We start from the raw sequence: 17,537 nt of genomic DNA, 5'->3' as shown, positions 1-17,537 counted from the left end.
ACTATTGGCAAAGGATTTGAGATCGAGTAATTGAATTTTGAATTCGCTTAGCTTTACCTATCTATTTCTCGCCAAAATTGTGTTTCTCTTATTGTGTGATCATTGTTTGCGATATTTAACGATAAAAATCTTGAATCTTTATTCCAAGTGCCTGACCCATCGAGATAGATGATGTTTAGGCCATCTTTATGAAGAAATTCTGAGAAGTTTTTTCCACTATGCCATGAGATGTGATCTGACATGAGGCCAAGTGTTGGAGAATGCGCATTAAAGGAAGGGCTCTCATTCATGCCATTCCCGAAGGTATTTCTGTACTGAAAGGAAGAAGTTATATTAGTTAGCAATGTTCCGTCAGTTCGGAAGCCGCCGCTACTGCCATTAGAATTTGTTTTATCGAGGCCCATTATAGAGTGAGTATTACTAGGGCAATAATATGTTTCGATGGCCCTATTGTAATTATCGCGATAGAGTTGTCCATGTCTATACCAACTGTTCCCCACCTTTATAGCAAAAACACCATGTGCATTTGTTCCGCTAGGTAAAGCACCGTCATTATCATCGCTAAAAGTTGCTAGTCCCAGATAGAGCTGCTTTTGGTTTGATAAACATACTGAACGCCTAGATTTTTCACGGGCCTTTCCAAGTGAGGGTAAAAGTAAGGATGCCAAGATGCCGATTATGGCAACCACCACTAAAATCTCGATTAAGGTAAACTTCTTCATTGCAGAGCTCTCCAAGTTAGGTAAACTTTATTTTCTTAAACCCACTTTTTTCGCTAGTGCTTATAGATTTCTAAAAAAAAGTGAAAATTTTTTTACCCTATACCATGACACCATTTTAGATTGGAACACTTATTCTCAGTTTAACAAGGGATTCTCATCTTCAGCCTCTCCACTCATATGTCTGCAAAATGTAGCTTTTTCTTATCGAAAAAAGACAACGATTTTAACTTTTCGTTGTTAATTATTTCAATATTGGTGCGTACCATAGAAAACTACTTTGATCATACAACTCTTAAACAAGGCATCTCATTATGAATAATTGGAGATCTCCTCTAGCTATTTTTATCGTCCTCCTTTTCTTCAGTTTCCTAAGTTCTGCTGACGAAACACAATTATTCCCAGGTAAAATCTCCGAATGGCATGGCTACACCATGAAAAAAGAGTGCGGCGGGGGTGTTGTTGGTGAATTTATGATCTTTGGGAAAAAAGGCGTGGATTTTCAATTCATAAGGCTGACCGAGTAGATCCACCAGCTTATAGGAAAATGATTTGTCGGGCTTAAGGCTAAATTCACCTAAACCAATTTGATCCGGTGTCCACGTCTTTGCGCTTTCCGCAAAAAGAGAAGACGAGAGTAGGCAGAGTAGTAGAGCAGTAAAAGAGAGTTTATTCATAAATGATCCATAGTAAGGGTGTTGTACGATTTCATTATGATTAACTCAAGAAAATTTGTCATGCTACAGCTTTTATAGTTTGCGCTTCATAAATTTTATTCAAGAGCTTATCGCCTCGCTCCAGCGGGGAGGTATTGCCATACGGGCGGATAAATTATAAATTTCCTAAAGTTGTGCAGATATTAGTGTTTCACTAAACTGACTCGTCCTCAACTTGGACCGCCGTGCTCCCGCTCGGCATAAATTCGTCCTCAACTTGGACCGCCGAGCTCCCGCTCGGCATAAAGTCATCCTCAATTTGGACCGCTGAGCTCCCGCTCGGCTTTCATCAGTTAATTCAGCACCTTATTGTTATCCGCAATTAGTCAAGCAGTAGTTTGGCGCTTCGAAGGTATTGCCATACGGGCGGATAATTAAAGCCTTATGAAGTCATTTCTTAATTTGCTGTGAAATGTAGGGCGCGGAAAGCTGAGCCACCGGGTTTGATGCGACCTGCTTTGTTTTCGAGAGTCTCTAATTCGAGGGTGTGTTCACCACCTTTGAGTTCATTAAAGAACATCAAAGTCATGGGATAATTGAAGCCACTATGCTTGTGCAGGGTGTCGATGATTTTCGTTTCTTTACCATCAATAGTACATTTGATGATGCCGGCATCGGGGCCGGAAAGCATGTAGGCGCCAATCGCCGTTCCCGTGAATTTGATGCTGAGTTTGGCACCGGCTTTCTTAGTGTAGATCATGGGGCTATTTTGGAAGCGTGTGCGTACATTGCCTTTGTTTTCTTGCTTCCAATTGGGCGGACCCTTTTGCCAGTTACCATCGACTTGGACATCTTCGTAGGGAAGAAAACGTCCCTTGGCATAGGATTTGGGATCGAGTAATTCTTTTTTGGCATGTGGGGTGATTTTTGCGTCTTGTGCAAGGGGCTGAGACCACTGCTTTTCTAAAGCTTTTTGAATCATACTGGCGGCCATTTGATTGCCGTATTTTTTGGGGTGAACACCACCGAAGCGCTGCCAAGTCACCTTTTCTTCATTGATCAGATCGGCGAGTTCTTGAGCTAAATTATTGACCGAGACTTGATGAAACTCAGCGACTTTGCTATGAGCAGAAGTGGAGGGATTCATTTCCCCTTTTTGCGCTTTCTGCAAAATATTTTGATTGACGAAAAAAGTCATGATTATATCGACATTGGGATTGTGGCGCCGTGCTTGGGCAATAATGCCTTCCATGCCGCGAATTGCGTCATTGTAGTTGTAGATACCATCTTGATCATCATTGACCGCAAATTCCACAAAGAGCATATCTAAGGGGCCTTGGCTAAGGATATCGCGCTGAAGACGAAAGGCGCCCGTATCTGAGCAAGTTGAGCTAATGCCGGCAGCAGTGAATTTAAATTCGCTTTGCGGGAAGCGTTCTTGGAGGTACTCCATCATGATCGGACGGTAGCCATTCATTTCGGTAATGGAGCCACCAAGAAAAGCCACATGACCCTTTTTATTACGCTCAAATTGAATGCGACTATTTTTGAAATCACTGCGGGTGATGAAGTTTTTCTCGCCGACGATATCGTGAGCAGAGACTTCGACTTTCTTGCGCGTATGTTTCATCATGAAATCAACAATGGGAGTGGGGTCTTTGAGTGAGTGGGGGTGATGACCCACATCTTTTTTATGAATGACTTCGAAAGTCCCGCCCATTTTTTTGTAGCGCTCTTGGGCAATGGCGGTGTTTTCTGAGACGGGGACAACTTTATCCATATCACCCACCACGTGGATAATGGGAATCTTTGCCTTGGCCAAAGCTTTGAGATTGTCTAAGGGATTTTTCTTATAAGCGAGTGCCTGCGCTTCTGTAAAGCCATAGGCTTTGAGGCAAGTCTTCCAAGCAGCAGCAGCGCCCGGGCCTGAGCCTTTGCCGCCGGGCCAGCTCTTTAAGTCCATGACGGGAGCATCACCGTAAATGGCCGCGACTTTCTCAGGATTTTTGGCTGCCCAATTATAGATGATGAGTCCACCACGGGACATGCCTTCCAAGATAACGCGATCTTCGAAAAGGTGCTCAAAGCGCAAGTAATTGTAAAAATCGTCCCATTTTTTTACGGCCTTGGGGCTGCCAAACATATTGCCCACATTGCAGTAAACCACGTGGTAGCCTTTTGCGAGCATCGCCAGATCAAATTGGGGTTCGTGACCCCAAAAACGCGCCCGCCAGACCCAAGGTTTACCATCGGCAATTTTTTTAGGAACAACAACTTTTGTATCAGGGGTGCTATACATGGTGTAGCCATGCCAATCGGAGACTTTTCCAGGGAAGAGTTGAGTTTCTTTGGCAGAACTTAGGAAACTGAAGAAAAGGAGGACGATGAAAATAGCTAGAGGAGATCTCCAATTATTCATAATGATAGCCTTGTTTAAGAGTTGTATGATAAATGTAGTTTTCTATGGTACGTACTAGTATTGGATTAATTAACAATGAAAAATTAAAATCATTACATTTTTTATGATGTGATTTTTTAAATAAGAAAAAACCTCATTCTGCAAGAAGAAGTTTTTTGTCATTTTGCTATTTTTTTTCAAAAACTATAAGCACTAGCGAAAAAAGCGGGTTTACCATTATAAAATTATGTATTTTAAGGAAATCTGAAATGAAGAAGTTTACGTTGATAGAGATTTTAGTGGTGGTAGCCATTATCGGGATTTTGGCTTCATTACTTATGCCAAATTTATCAAAGGCTAGAGAAAAAGCTATTTCTGTGGATTGTCAAAATAGACTGAGACAATTGCATATTGCCGAAACCATGTGGGGCCTTGATAACGATGATCTTATGGTACGTGTGGGTGGTACGGACGATCCTGATATTGGTGCCTGGCCGGGACCACTTTCGACATACTTGGGGTACCCAGGAGATGTACATGGCCCAGATATTTCTCTAGATTTAAAAGATACAAGTAGCAATGCTTTCAGATGTCCAAAGGCCGATTTGAGTGCGGTAAGGGGTTGGGAATGGACGCGCTATGGCTACAGTCTTTATGCGGGGGATCCTAGACGTGTAAATCCTGATAATCCTAATGACCGTTATCATCCTGTGCAGCGTGGCAATGTCTCAGACCCAATGGGAGCTGTCATGTTTATAGATTCAACATCTCATCAAACGAGAAGTGACCAATACTTCAGAACAATGGACAAGGCTAATTTACATAATGGTACGGATAGAAACGTGATGTTTGTGGATGGCCATGTCCGAGCAAATGTCACACTACAGCAACAGATTGTAGATCCCAATGACCCCACTTATTTTTATTCTTGGGCATTTGAAACTGGACAATAAATCGTTTGGGATCAGGCCTCTGGGATAAATCCCGGAGTTAATCACATTAGCCATCTCCGACGACATTATAAAAGCTAATATTAGCTAGTCGTTTTTATCTCACTAGCTTTATTCTAGTTCAATTGTAAAAATAATCACGATTTCCCATGAAGCGGGGCAAATCTCCTGATCGCCTGGTTAAGGATCTTACCAGACAGACGGATAAAAAGCATCTGCCCATACGGCAGTATCTTGCAGGGGAGCTCGAGAGGGACAGAGTCCTTCTCGTATGGGGCGCACCATGCCTGAGGGTAATGGTAAAAAGCTTCTTGTGGTGGGTTTACTTATTGATGGCTTCTAGCCAAAGGCGAGCCATGACTTCGTGACCTTGGGGTAGGGGATGAATGCCGTCCCAGATCCAGTATTCAGCGGGCGCGTCCTTGAGTTTAGCGTCGAAGGCTTGCTGAGTTTTGATGTGAGTCGCATCGAATTCATTTGCGAGCTTCGCAACAATGGCGCCGAATTGATCGATTTTGGCACGAGCTACTTTGTAAGTTTGAGGGTCTTTGTAGCCCCTTGCCGGAAGTACGAAGGGATCAAAAAGGACAATTTTGAGCTTGGGATTGGCTTGGCGACTTTGCGCTAGGATGAAACGATAATCTTCTTCATACTTTGCCACAGTCTGTTTTTTGAGTAGGTCATTGGCCCCAATGAGAATGGTCAAGACATCGGGCTTGAGTTCGAGAGCATCTTTTTGCCAGCGTTTGCGAAGGTCGCTAACGGTGTTGCCACTAATGCCGCGGTTGCTGAACTTGAGATTAAGCTCTGGCTGCTCATAGTTGAGCTTTCCTGCAATGTTAAAGACATAACTATGGCCAAGAAGGTGGTTTTTATCCCAACCATCGGGGCGACGTGAGCGGCCCATATCGGTAATCGAATCACCAATGAAGAGCAGGTGAGCTTTCTTTTGAAGAATTGTATGGTTTGTGGAGCTTGCGCTAATCGCTGTGGCAATTGTTTCAGCCATGATGGTGGCGCCGGCTTCGTTGGGGTGAACTTTATCGGGGAATAGCTCAGCCTTATCAGTCAAAGCAGTATAGAGATCAATGATTGGAGCCTTACTCTTTTGGGAGACTTGCTCAATGAGAGGAAGTGTTTCTTTTACAACTGTGTCGGTAATACCCCAGCGCTCAGGGAAAACAGGGACGGGCTTACAAATAAAGACCTGAGGCTGACTCTTTAGCTTTTGAAAACTTTGTATGAGGGCGAGGTAATCCGTGACGAATTCACTTTTGTATTGCCAATTCATCGGCTTGGAATCATTGGTGCCCAATTTGATGATGACAATTTGCGGTTCGAAAGCGAGGGCATCTCGGTAGGCATTTGATTTAATATAAGGTGCGTTACCCTTGTTCAGCAGAGTGTGGCCATTGACGCCAAAGTTGCGTACCTCATACTGGTTTCCAAGTCGTTTGCCAAGTTGAGCGGGATAGCTCATTTTATCGCGGTCTTTAATGCCATAACCAAAAGTGATACTATCGCCAACACAGGCGACGCGAATGGGCTCGGAATAAGTTGTCGTGACGAGTAGGAAACAAAGAGACAGGAATGTTTTTTTAAGTGAAAATTTTGATAAAGTCATTTGAGTTAGCTGATTTTTTTATATTGTTATTTACTGATCTAGGCTGGGGGGAGCCCCAATGTTTTAATTGCCTGTGTGGCAGCACCCTCCGGCGGTCGAGGAGCCCTTAAGGAGTGAGAACTTAAGGGTTTTTAAGATAAAATCCACACTCAATAAGCGTATGCCTGCCTGTTTCCGGTAAGCTTGGGCGCGTAGCTTCAAGCGTAGGGATTCTTAAGGGTACAAGTATCCTTGAGCGGGGTCTTGGGCGGAGCCCCAATTTTTTGATTGCCTGTGTGGCAGCACCCTCCGGCGGACGGACTAGCTTCGCAAAAACATAAGTAAAGAGCGCCTTTTTGAAAAATCCCAGACAAGTCAAAAAATACTACGAAAACAAATACCTATCTCCTTTATTTGTAATATTTTGTATTAAATAATCAAATTGTATAATGATTCCGTCAAAAATATATTTTATCAAAAAAAACTGTACATTTTCATCACAAGATAAAAGGGCCCTACACGAATACTTAGATGTAGAAAAAAATTAGACAAGGATGCATCATGAAAAAGCACATATTCACTCTCATAGAATTACTCGTCGTCGTGGCAATCATTGGCATACTCGTCTCACTGCTTCTGCCCGCTTTAGGCAAGGCTCGTGAAAAGGCACAAATTGCTGTGTGTACAAGTAACCTCAAGCAAATTGGAATCGCCACCGTTCAGTCTATGGATGATCACGATGGGGCTTTCCCAAAATCAATCGATATGGCCCCTCAAATTCCTACGCTTGCTAGTTGGGATGATATCTTGGGTTCTTACGACGGTCGTAATATCACTGATGCAGATATCGCAACAAAACCTCACTGGGGCGGATATGTCATAGGAAATTTACCTGGCGGAGCCGATCACGGGGCCTTGTATAGATGCCCACTAGATGACCGTACGAATGGCAATAAGATTGTAAGAACCTATGGACCAACACAAGCTGGCCATAATGGGCAAGGAAATGGCATCTTTGGTCAGGATTTCCACGGTACATGGGCAATGCTTACCATAAAGATTAACGAAATTAACAATACATCGCAAGTGGCTGCTTATACTGAAAACTTACACCCTACAAGCTATTCCAATAATGGTAGCCGCATTGCCATGGGAGGTGCTTGGGGTGACGGCGGCGTTCAGGCACGACATTTTGAATTTAACGGTGATCAGCACTCAAACTTAAAGTATAACTTTCTGATGGTTGATGGTCACATTGAAAAAATGAATTTCATTCAATCACTTATAAAAAATGATGGTTCTCTAGCTGCCACCAACGATGTTTACGAAACCGTTTGGGATAGAGCTCGTTAATTATGCTGGTGAACTTAAGCTGATAAATCAAGCCATAGAACTCTTTGGTGATTGTCGTAGTCTAGATCAGAGCCTGATAAATTTAGTGCTAAAACGTCACCCCTTTTGGTCGAAGGGGCGTCCTCTAAGTATTATAGAGAATGAAATTATTTTGTTTTAGATGATTAGGTAACTTTGCGCTATTATTCTGTTTTCGCGAGGTGAGTGAGGTAATCCAAGACGCTGGCCATTTCGTGACACTCTTAAGTGCTTAATCGTGTAAATTTGGGCAGCTTAGAACTTCGCGGGAGCATATAGAGCTTGGCTTAGGAAGAATCGTATAATAGGAGCCATGGGGACCTCTTCTGACTGGAAGATCAATGCCCTTTTAGGGACTCATGGTTTTGTGATATTATTTATTCCCTCCAGCTCTATTTCTGCGAACTGATAGTGCCCATCGCCTTGATTAGCAAGCAGGGTGAGGCGATAAAAGGTATAGGCTTTGGTATTCTCAAAGGTGTAGCTTCTCTTTGAGAGCCGGGTTGGGAAGGGGAGCTGATTTTTGCGGTGATCCAGCAGCGTCCAGTTTACACCGTCGCTGGAGCCTTGCCATTTCCATTCTTTAGGATCGCGCTTCGGTACGTCATTTGCGGAGGTGAAGGAGTAGCCACTGACCACCCGAGGCGCGGCTAGTTGCACTTGCCACTGCATGGGACGTCTATGATGAACGTAACACCATTTTGTTTTTAGATCGCCATCTACGGACTTATCGATATGTGCCTCAGAGAGGTTTTTCCAAGGTAAATGACCGCTGGGGCAAGTCAAGATGGCTTGAGTAGGCTGGTGAGTTTGAGTAGCCAGAGTCTCCTGTGGCCAGCGCGCACTTACCGCTCTTAGCCAGTGGCGAGTGATGAGTTCATGCCCTTGCGGTAAGGGGTGGATGCCATCCCACAACCAGTAGTCTGGAGATGATGATTGAGCCGCTGTATCGAAAAGGTCTTGGGTCTTGATGTGAACGGCGTCGAAGTCCTTGGCTAGTTTGGCGACAATGGGGCGCAATTGGTCGGTCGCGGAGCGCCGTGAATTCCAAGATCTTTCGTTTTTTAAACTGCCTGATTGTAAAACAAATGGGTCCAAGAGGACGATTTTGAGCTTTGGGTTCATTTTGCGACTGGCACTTAAAATCGTACGGTAGTCATTTTCAAAATCATGGGGTTTAACTTTTTTACCCACATCATTAGTTCCGATCAGAATGGTCAAAAGATCCGGACGCATAGCGATGACATCTTTTTGCCAACGGGCTTTGAGCTGTGCAATCGTATTGCCACTGATACCTCGGTTATAAAAATCTAATTGTGCCTTGGGGAGGTCCACACCCAATTTTCCAGCGATCAGAAATACAAAACTATGGCCTAGATAGTGATTGCGATCACGCTCATTACGGCCCCGGTTCATATCTGTGATGGAGTCGCCGATGAAGAGCACTCGGCTGCCTTTTTTAAAGGCGGGCAGGCGGTGATTTTTAGCGCTAACATCATATTTTTTGGGAGCGTTTTTAAGCGCAGGGCCCTTTAAGGTTTTGATCAAATAACGCGTTGCCTCATATTGTCGATAGCCATTGAATTCAGCATAGCGAACCTCGCAAAATAGGTCCAATTCTTGGCATCGTTTCTGGAGGTGGAAGGCAAATTGAGGGCTGTGGGCGCCGAGGTCATCTTTAAGGTTCTTATCGTAATAGATGGCGACTGGTGGATCGTCTGCACTCACATGAGCATAGGGGGAATATGCTTTGATCCAAGGAAGAAGTTTATGGCGCGAGCTCAAAAACTCATTATTGCTCACGTTGAAGGCATGGCCGCCGTAGCCAATGCGGGTGAGCCAATCTTTCATTTGTTGGGGATCAAGTGAGGTTTGCGGAACTCGCACAGCTGCACAAAAAAGGCGGGTCGATTGACGCGCAATAGGATCAATATTAGAGGGATCGGCCATATCGTCGTGATACGCCAACCAAAGCGATGAGCATCCGCCTGCCGAGGCACCCGTTGCTGCGATGCGAGTGCTATCGATATTCCATTGCAAAGCCTTGCTACGTACAAATTGTAGAGCGCGAGCGGCATCGTTTAAAGGTGCTTTGACCGGTGGTGTAATTCCCGCTGCCTTTGCCTGACTGACATAACGGTAGTTAATTCCGACCACTGAAATGCCTGCCTCTAGCAAGGCCTTGACATCTACACATCCTCGAATGATCTCCTTACTACCCATCTGCCAAGAGCCCCCGTGAATATAGAAGACTAAGGGCGCGGGTTGAGTGGCCGATGCTGAGGGGGCCATCCAGAAATCGAGTACCTGCCGTTCGTGTGTTCCGTAGGCAACATTTATCTGCGTTGGTGTGGGCACCGATTCGGGATAGGTCGGTGGAGCTGCGTGAACAATGCCATTCAATAGGCAGACTATGGCGATTATAATTCTTGTTCTCATTGTCGATTGCATCTTCTTTGTATCCGTTTTTAGTGATGATTTATTATGGCTGTTTGAAATCTGATGCCATGACCACGTCCTTGGTGCGTGATTTTGGCGTAACTTTTAGCTTTGTGATTTTACCATTTACGACCTGTCCCTCAATGACGGTTTTATAAGGTGCGTGCAGTTTAAAGGTGGCGTTCCAATCTTTGGGCCAAGCGGGTTGCAGAAAGATTTTTTTGCCATCGCTCTGTAGGATCATTGACTGGAAAGCTTTGGTCAAAATACCACCATGGTCTTGATCGGGAATCCAATCCATATTGGGGCCCCAGAAGGCCGGAAAACGCGAGCCTTTATGCTTGTTTTTTGCTCGTCCTACCAAGTTTTTTTGAGCCTCGTCGGCAAGCCCTAGGTAGGCCATGAAAATTTCATCCTGACGCCAGCCGCTGTTGCCGCGTGCTTTGCGGTGGTGCAGAGTGCGCCTTGCCATTTCCGCATTTGCTTTCTCGAAAGAGGCCAAGCGGAAGGGAAAAACACAGTAAAGTTCAGGAACTTCACCATTTTTACAGACAGCAAATTTTTCAGCTGGCGCAAAAATCGTCTCACCTTGATATTCACGGGTCGGAAGCGGTGGGACTTTTGCCTGTACTTGCGCCCAGTATTGGCGTAATTTAGGGCTACTCAGGTGTTCAGGTAAGTCAAGTAAACGATTGGTGACCGCGCGCATGCCCGATACGGGATCCATGGGGTTGGTACATTCCCACCAAGTTTCCAAGGCCTGAGCTGGGTTCATTACCAGCTTGCCATTTTTATCGGTTTGGTAATGTTCGACAAAGAATTTAAGAACTTCTGTGGCAAAGGGGAGGGTGGTTTCTTTGAGGAATTTTTCGTCGAGGGTGTGCTCGTAGCGATCGAGCATCATAAAAGTCATTTCGAGTCCAGAGACCCACTCCCACTTGTGATAGCGATTATCTTGGAGTTTGTCTTTTCGTTCTTCAAAAGGTTTTTTTCCATAGGTCTCTGCAAACATTTCTCCCCAAAAATACATACATTCGGGGACATAGATGCCACCGTGGCCCGTATGGCGTCGTGTGCGCTGCTTGTGGTATTCAAATAAATCCTGACAGTACATTTTGTAGAGGGGCTTGGTCATTTCCACATCACCGGAAGTTAGCATGCTGATATAGGGGAGGCGGGTGTTTTGCCACCAGTAGCCAGAACCCCAGCGACGGTAATCTGGCCCGCGACTTTTTCCGTCTGCAAAGCCCTCTACGGTAAAGATCGAGCCATTAAATTTAATCGGATAGGCGCCACGTCCAGCACAGGCGTTGATGTAGCGCTGCAATGCATAGGCACGACTCACGATATAGGCATCTGTCAGCGAGCGCTCAGGTTTTTCTTCAGCGATTTTTTCCCCATTGTGATAGAGGGCAATAGTTCCCGCCTGGGAATCTATGACAACTGCAAGGTGGTTCCATTCTTCGGGGACGAGGCAGTCCTTTACCATTAAGACCTTTTCGCCTACGATGAGGCGCAAGCTATTTCCTGGGTATGTATCGAGAAGAAAGCCCTCATTACTACCCACCAAAGTTTTATTTAAAATACGAACGCTGCCCGCATGGGTATCTGGGAGAATCCAGGCCTCTGCTGTTAGTGCAGGAGAATTGGTCCATTGATCCGAGTTGGGTAGCTCCGTATGCAAGTTCGGCGTCGCAGAAAAAAGAAGTTCTTTCGGATTAAAACCGCTTAGGCTCTCTTGATCTTGAGCGAGCTGGCGAATCGCGTTTTCATCCAATGCCACATTCAGCAAGGAAGTGCGTCCCATCTTGCCTGCAAAGCGGCTATTGCCATTCGAATCGATTCCGAAGCTGAAATTGAGTTTGTTTGCGGGGATAAGGCTTTTGCTAATCTCATTTTTTGAGCTTTGAGTGGCGTGAATCCAACTTCGTTGCCAAAAAGCCTTCCACCATGCAGCGTGTGCGGAGCGACGTTTTTCGAAAGGGATTGACTCGGTCTGCGCAATAAGTTGTTCCAAGGCATTTAGCCATTGGTGTTCTGTCGCGGGGTGTTCGGTATGTACGTAAATATCGAAGCGATGATTCTTCGATTGCGGCGAGAGTAGATGGGTGTTATCAATTTTTTTGCCGTTTTTCGTCGTGATAATAGCTCCAAAAGTTCGGTGCAGTAGCGGATCTGTACGTTTGAAATCGGCCATGCCCTGGATTTTAGCATGCATTGCGGGGCCCACGGATTTGATATTGCGATGATACCATCCGATACGGTCTTTTTTATTGTTGAGAAGATTGTCTGGTTCCATTACCGTGGGGCCGAGATTGCCCCATTTTTCTCCAGGTCTGGGTCGAAAGAGGTGAACATCGCTACATTCCCAAGAACTTGGTATAGAGAACTGCTTTGTACGCCATAGCTCAATCGACGCAGTCGCTGCTGTTTTCTGTGGGCCATTAAATTCGGCATGAATCACTGGATTATTCGCATCGACCCAGAGGCGGATGTCGGTGTCGCCATAACGGGCCTTCAGAGTCCCGTCGACTAAACTAAGTGTTTGTAAAAAATCATTGCTAGCTGGAGCTGGAGCTAGTTTGATTCGTACTTTGCCCACTTTTAGTAGACGTCCATTATCCCCCCAAGAATCAGTTCTAGAAATATAGAAGACGAGGTCGCCGTTGGGTTCAATCCACGCATTGATGCCGGTGGAGCCATTGCCGAGTGGCATCGAACCATGCTGATCCTTACTGGGGCTATCCCAAACTACATTGTAGCGATCTGGTGAGCTGGCAAAAAGTGCCGAGGATAACATTACAATAACTAGTAGTAAAGTTTTAAGGGAGGGCATAACAAAGACCTATTGAGAATTAAAGTATATTTTGCATAAATAATTGTGGACTAGGAGGCGTTTAGTTTCCTTGTAGTATTTGGATTTTAAAAGTGCTACTCATCCTTTTTTGCGAGTTTGTTGAGGTAGTCAATCAAGCTAGCGAATTCATGGACCGTGAAGTTATTCATGAGGGCAGGTGGCATGAGTGAAGTGGGCAGCTTTTGACGGCTGGAGATTTCGCTTTTCTTGAAGCTATGCTCCTCACTCGAGATATCGCGCATGGAGACGCTATCACCACTCTCGTCAGTAACAAAGCCCATGATGCTCTGGCCACTTTTTAGGCTGATCATTTGGGTCGCAAAACCTTGAGAAATGGATTTGTTGGGAAGCAAGATAGATTCCACCAAATCTTGACGACGGAGGATGCTGGCGATATTGCCGAGGTAGGGGCCTTTGGGAGCCTCATCAGGCGATACAGTATGGCAAGCGGAGCAACTGGCGCGAGTATAAATGGCTTCACCTAAGGCGGCATCACCTTTTTTATAGTTGATCACTTGTGTCATGGCATCTTCCACTTTGAGACTGGCGATCTTGGGCGTTTTATCTTCGCCAGGCGCTTGAATGCGTAGGCTGCGCATAGCGGCTTTTGCCCAAGCTTTGACCCCTTCATTCGGGTGATTGATTACAAGACGAATGCGATTGTTGAGGTAGGGATTACTAGAACGGTGAGCCGCTTGTATGAGGTTGGCTTTTTTATTGTCGTCTTGCCAAGTTTTATCAATGGCGAGACGGCTTTTGTGTTGAGCTTCCTTACCGATACCTTTAGCATTAGCCAAATGGAGCAAGGCTTGGGCCGCCCATTGATCTTCAAAAGGAATTGTGGGCTGACTTAAACTTTTAACAAATTGATCGGTATAATTCTCGAGTTTTGGGGAGTTGAAAAGTTTTTTGCGTACTTCGCTACGGACTTTTACCGCTTTATTATCGCGCAGGATTGAGCTCAATGCAGCCATCATTGCGGGGTAAACTTTGGGGTGATCAATTTTTATCAGTAGCTGAACGGCTTGAGCTAAACTTGAGGCGCTGGATTTTGAGTTATGTGCAGCACTGATGATGAGGGGGACAGCATTGGGTGGGATGTTATCTTTATCAGCAAGTTGGCTCAAAACTGTGGGCAAGAGGCTCGCATCGCTTTCGGCTAATTTAATGATTTGCACGAGGCCACGATCATTTTGGATGCGATTTTTACCGATTTCTCCCACTATAGCAGCATTGAGTGCTTTAGGAGTTTGAGGTGCTTCAAGGAATTGGTTCAGAGTTTCGAGGATTGATTCAGAGGCTTCCCAAGTGGCTAACTGGTAGTAAGGGCCACGGGTATCGGGACGAGTCGACCAGCTATCTCCTTGCCACTGCGCTTCGCGATGATAAAGGCGTGCAAGGACAGCAATGATGGCTTGCTGAATTTGCCCATTTTTTTCTTTTTGTACTTGGGTGATGAGTTTTTGAACGAGCTTGGGGTCGTGCATGCGCATGAGGGCAAAACTGGCGCCTTGGCGTGTAGTGGGTGACCCGAGTTTAAAAAGGGCGGCTTGATAAGCATTGAGCTTGGCAAGAGCCTGGAAAGCAGTGTGAAAAATGAGCTTGTCTTGACTAGCAAGTTGATCGGCAATGACATAGGCCAAATCCATTTTTTCTTGACGAGTGGCAGCAATGATAGCTTCGAGGACCAGTTTCGGCTGATTTGATTTAAGTGCAGCCTTTAAGAATTCAGAAGGTACGGGACTCGCTTGTTGAGTGGTTCTTTTGTCAATCGCCATGTCACCCAGAGCGCGTACGACGAAGGGCATGAGTTCTTGCTCATTGTCAAAAGCTTGCGTGAGAGCCTTGATGACGGCTTCACTGAACGTGCTATCGACACCGCGCTGAGAAAAAGTATAGAGTAGGGCGATTCTATTATCTAAGTTGAGCTGTTGATTTTGCGTTTCCCGCAAAAGCTTCTCTTGAGTTTCCTTTTTAAAAGGCTTGCGTAGAATCATGCGCTGAGCATTGAGGCGACGAACGTGACTCCTTGAGTTTGCGATGAGCGCAATCAGTTGATCTTCACTGAGTTTTTCAAATGGTGGCAGTGCCTCGGCTTGGAAATTCTTAGGGCGTACTTTTGCAATATAGCCTTGATCAACTCCCTTCCAAAAATAATTAGCGGGTCCCTTCCATGAAGCTTGATAGATGTTGCTTAGACCATCCACATCAGCATCAGTTGGACGCGTCATTTTAATGAAGATATCTGGCTTTTTTTCTTCCTTAAGAAGACTTCCTTGCTGAGTTAATATGTGACGGTAAGAGCCCTGTCTTCCCCAGTCGCAGGTGTAGGGGCGTTGATTCCACTCGGAGGGAATTCCAGGCTCGCCGAGATAAAAAGCTCCCACACCAGAACCACCGCCATAATCGGCTAAGGGCTGAATGATTTCATCTTGGAAATTCATGTAGAGGCGCGGGTAACCGTGATCCTCTAAACCGCTGTGCTGATGCATGCGAACATCCCATCCACCACCATCATTGGTATTATCCCTGGAGATCATATCGAGCTTGGGTGTGATAGCGATACCGTAAATATTTCGGGTTCCGCCGGAAAAGAGTTCCATACCGGTACCATCAGGGCGAAAGCGTACGACGCCCCCACCGCGCAATTGCATCTCGCGTCCATCTGTACCTGTAGCCTTCATAAAGCCGAAGTCACCCACGGCAATATAGATCCAGCCATCAATCCCCATTTCCAAACCATTGGTGGTGTGGTCAGCAGAACGATCTTTAAAGCCAAAAGCAATATTGGAAATGAGGCGTTTGGAGGAATCGGCCATGCCATCGCCATCCTGATCGTGGAAAACGGTGATATGCGGAGGGTGCAAAACATAAAGGCGGTCGTGATCCCATACAATGCCGCGAGGTGAATCAATGTCACGCACAAATTCCGTGACTTCATCGGCACGGCCATCAGCATCATTATCTCGCAAGCGCAGGATACGTCCACGACCGGGATTGCGGTTACCAGACGCATTACCATCGGAGGAGACATAGAGATCACCACTAGGGGCAGCTGCGACATAGGTGGGATAATTGGCCATTTGCCAAGGAGCAAAAATTGATTTCTCAAAACCCTCGGGAACTGAAATGTCTTTGAGAAGTTCCTTTTCTTCGACGGGGGACAAACGATGAGGATGGGGCTTGTAGTTACCGCTTTTTTTAAATTGATCTAAACTAACCGGGACACTTACTTTTTGAGTTCTCTCATGAAGTTTGAGTTTTTTGCCTGCTTGATCGAATAAGTTGAGTTCCCATAAGCTGGGCCACATACCGCGTTCTTGGCGTAAAAAGGTGACGCGTAAATATGAGGTATTGGTGGCTTTAAATTGATCTTTGCGAAGACCGCCTTGAGTATTTTTTGAGGCATCAAAAAGAGTTTCCCAATTTTTTCCATCTGCGGAAGTTTCAATTCTATACTGTGTCCATTGATCACGCATTTCCCATTCGATTTGCGCAGCTTGAATGGATTGAGGCGTTTCAAAATTTACTTGTAACCAAGCTGGAGCTGAGCCTGAATTTGCACACCAACGAGTTTTCGGATTGCCATCAATCACATTAGCCATGAAGTTTTTATTGCTCGTTTGAGTAGAACTAGCAGACAATTTAACAAAAATTGCATCGGCGGGAGGAGCAGTGCTAAGGGGCTTTTTTGGGTCCGCTTTAAAATCTTTATTCAGGATGGTGACTAAGTTGCTGCCCGTGTAGGCTTGATGATAAAATTTTTGATCCAGTTTATCGCAAGCCCAGAGCGAGCCACGCGTGACGAGCTCGAGGTATTTGTCACTCGCTACAACCTCGTTGTAGTGACCGAGGGAAGTGGAAAAAGAACGTGCGCCATGTTGGGTATTGACCCAAGCAACTATGGCGGTGTCGACAATGTCTTTTCCTTTTTTATTGTATTTTTGAGTTCCTTGTAGAAGAGGCTCTGCAGTATAGATTTCCTCATTGTTGTAGAGTTCTTCTTTGCCAGTTACCCAGTTCTGAAAACCCTTGGTGATGGGGTGACTTTTATCCGTGACTTCTACTGCAACGGGAAGATGGGGACCATGGCGAGTAGATTTGAGACCAATGTGTTTATTCCAGGCTTCGTTTTTTTCTCCGCGAAATGAGTGCATGGCGCAGTGAAGGTGAACGGCAGGAATGCTTTCATGAGCTTTGAGAATGTTATCCACATGCTTGTTGTCTTTATTAGTGGCGGCACATTCGTCGTGAATAATGAGGTCGTAGCCCTCGGCCCAATTGGGGTCATCAAAGAGGGGCAAAGGTGGATTGGGGGATTTGCTCAAGCTGACATAGGCATCGACGCGAATATTGGCACGCGATTGAATGCCTTCGGATAAAATTTTATGCTGAGCTTCATAATCGTGGCAGCAGCCACCCGCAATTAGCAAGGCTTTGATGGGGCGCTGATCAGTTTCCTTAACTTGAGCTAAGCCTGAGCTCTGAGCGAATAGCTCAGTAGAAAGAAATATGAGTAGGGAATAAGTTAGAAATTTCATTAG

At 45.5% G+C, this 17,537-nt stretch carries 9 protein-coding genes and 1 pseudogene; 3 read left to right on the top strand and 7 right to left on the bottom strand.

What is annotated here, in order from left to right:
• Positions 1-53: 53 nt before the first annotated feature.
• From LNTAR_RS02265 to LNTAR_RS02255, 3 genes are all read right to left on the bottom strand, one after another.
• Positions 54-722 (bottom strand): type II secretion system protein, encoded by a 669-nt coding sequence (locus LNTAR_RS02265; protein WP_007277005.1) that lies wholly within the window; start codon positions 720-722, stop codon positions 54-56.
• Between the two features lie 392 nt (positions 723-1,114).
• Positions 1,115-1,396 (bottom strand): hypothetical protein, encoded by a 282-nt coding sequence (locus tag LNTAR_RS02260; protein ID WP_007277004.1) that lies wholly within the window; start codon positions 1,394-1,396, stop codon positions 1,115-1,117.
• A 436-nt stretch (positions 1,397-1,832) separates the two neighbouring features.
• A complete protein-coding gene (locus LNTAR_RS02255; RefSeq protein WP_007277003.1) occupies positions 1,833-3,794 on the bottom strand; it encodes an SGNH/GDSL hydrolase family protein in 1,962 nt (653 codons plus the stop codon).
• A gap of 248 nt (positions 3,795-4,042) precedes the next feature.
• Here LNTAR_RS02255 and LNTAR_RS28405 point away from each other — a divergent pair.
• Together LNTAR_RS28405 and LNTAR_RS28140 are read left to right on the top strand one after the other, a co-directional pair.
• Positions 4,043-4,108, top strand: a pseudogene (locus tag LNTAR_RS28405) (prepilin-type N-terminal cleavage/methylation domain-containing protein); the annotation flags it as partial.
• A 3-nt stretch (positions 4,109-4,111) separates the two neighbouring features.
• Positions 4,112-4,726, top strand: a complete 615-nt coding sequence (locus tag LNTAR_RS28140) for a hypothetical protein (RefSeq protein ID WP_420798204.1) — start codon at positions 4,112-4,114, stop codon at positions 4,724-4,726.
• A 319-nt stretch (positions 4,727-5,045) separates the two neighbouring features.
• On the opposite strand, the gene LNTAR_RS24960 is transcribed toward LNTAR_RS28140, so the two are convergent.
• Positions 5,046-6,347, bottom strand: coding sequence for a GDSL-type esterase/lipase family protein (locus tag LNTAR_RS24960; RefSeq protein ID WP_007277000.1), 1,302 nt, complete (start codon positions 6,345-6,347; stop codon positions 5,046-5,048).
• Between the two features lie 540 nt (positions 6,348-6,887).
• Here LNTAR_RS24960 and LNTAR_RS02240 point away from each other — a divergent pair.
• Complete coding sequence (locus LNTAR_RS02240; protein WP_007276999.1) at positions 6,888-7,679, top strand: type II secretion system protein; 792 nt, start codon at positions 6,888-6,890, stop codon at positions 7,677-7,679.
• Positions 7,680-8,054: 375 nt separating this feature from the next.
• On the opposite strand, the gene LNTAR_RS24955 is transcribed toward LNTAR_RS02240, so the two are convergent.
• The 3 genes from LNTAR_RS24955 to LNTAR_RS02225 form a co-directional block, all read right to left on the bottom strand.
• Positions 8,055-10,136: a GDSL-type esterase/lipase family protein gene (locus LNTAR_RS24955; protein ID WP_202944927.1), complete on the bottom strand. Its 2,082-nt coding sequence runs from the start codon at positions 10,134-10,136 to the stop codon at positions 8,055-8,057.
• 43 nt (positions 10,137-10,179) lie between these two features.
• The gene (locus LNTAR_RS02230) at positions 10,180-12,972 is read right to left on the bottom strand and encodes a DUF5703 domain-containing protein (protein WP_007276997.1); all 2,793 of its coding nucleotides are present in this window, start codon (positions 12,970-12,972) and stop codon (positions 10,180-10,182) included.
• A 95-nt stretch (positions 12,973-13,067) separates the two neighbouring features.
• The gene (locus LNTAR_RS02225; RefSeq protein WP_007276996.1) at positions 13,068-17,534 is read right to left on the bottom strand and encodes a DUF7133 domain-containing protein; all 4,467 of its coding nucleotides are present in this window, start codon (positions 17,532-17,534) and stop codon (positions 13,068-13,070) included.
• Positions 17,535-17,537 lie beyond the last annotated feature (3 nt).

It is taken from the genome of Lentisphaera araneosa HTCC2155 (assembly GCF_000170755.1).
Classification (GTDB): Bacteria; Verrucomicrobiota; Lentisphaeria; order Lentisphaerales; family Lentisphaeraceae; genus Lentisphaera; species Lentisphaera araneosa.
Note: the sequence above shows the minus strand (reverse complement) of the source record. Positions and strands in the feature narration are given on the sequence as shown.

Bases quoted from the DNA above. Each gene is read 5' to 3' on its own strand.
- LNTAR_RS02265 (WP_007277005.1), bottom strand. From the start codon at position 722: ATGAAGAAGTTTACCTTAATCGAGATTTTAGTGGTGGTTGCCATAATC.
- LNTAR_RS24955 (WP_202944927.1), bottom strand. From the start codon at position 10,136: ATGAGAACAAGAATTATAATCGCCATAGTCTGCCTATTGAATGGCATT.
- LNTAR_RS28140 (WP_420798204.1), top strand. From the start codon at position 4,112: ATGCCAAATTTATCAAAGGCTAGAGAAAAAGCTATTTCTGTGGATTGT.
- LNTAR_RS02260 (WP_007277004.1), bottom strand. From the start codon at position 1,396: ATGAATAAACTCTCTTTTACTGCTCTACTACTCTGCCTACTCTCGTCT.
- LNTAR_RS02230 (WP_007276997.1), bottom strand. From the start codon at position 12,972: ATGCCCTCCCTTAAAACTTTACTACTAGTTATTGTAATGTTATCCTCG.
- LNTAR_RS02240 (WP_007276999.1), top strand. From the start codon at position 6,888: ATGAAAAAGCACATATTCACTCTCATAGAATTACTCGTCGTCGTGGCA.
- LNTAR_RS02255 (WP_007277003.1), bottom strand. From the start codon at position 3,794: ATGAATAATTGGAGATCTCCTCTAGCTATTTTCATCGTCCTCCTTTTC.
- LNTAR_RS02225 (WP_007276996.1), bottom strand. From the start codon at position 17,534: ATGAAATTTCTAACTTATTCCCTACTCATATTTCTTTCTACTGAGCTA.
- LNTAR_RS24960 (WP_007277000.1), bottom strand. From the start codon at position 6,347: ATGACTTTATCAAAATTTTCACTTAAAAAAACATTCCTGTCTCTTTGT.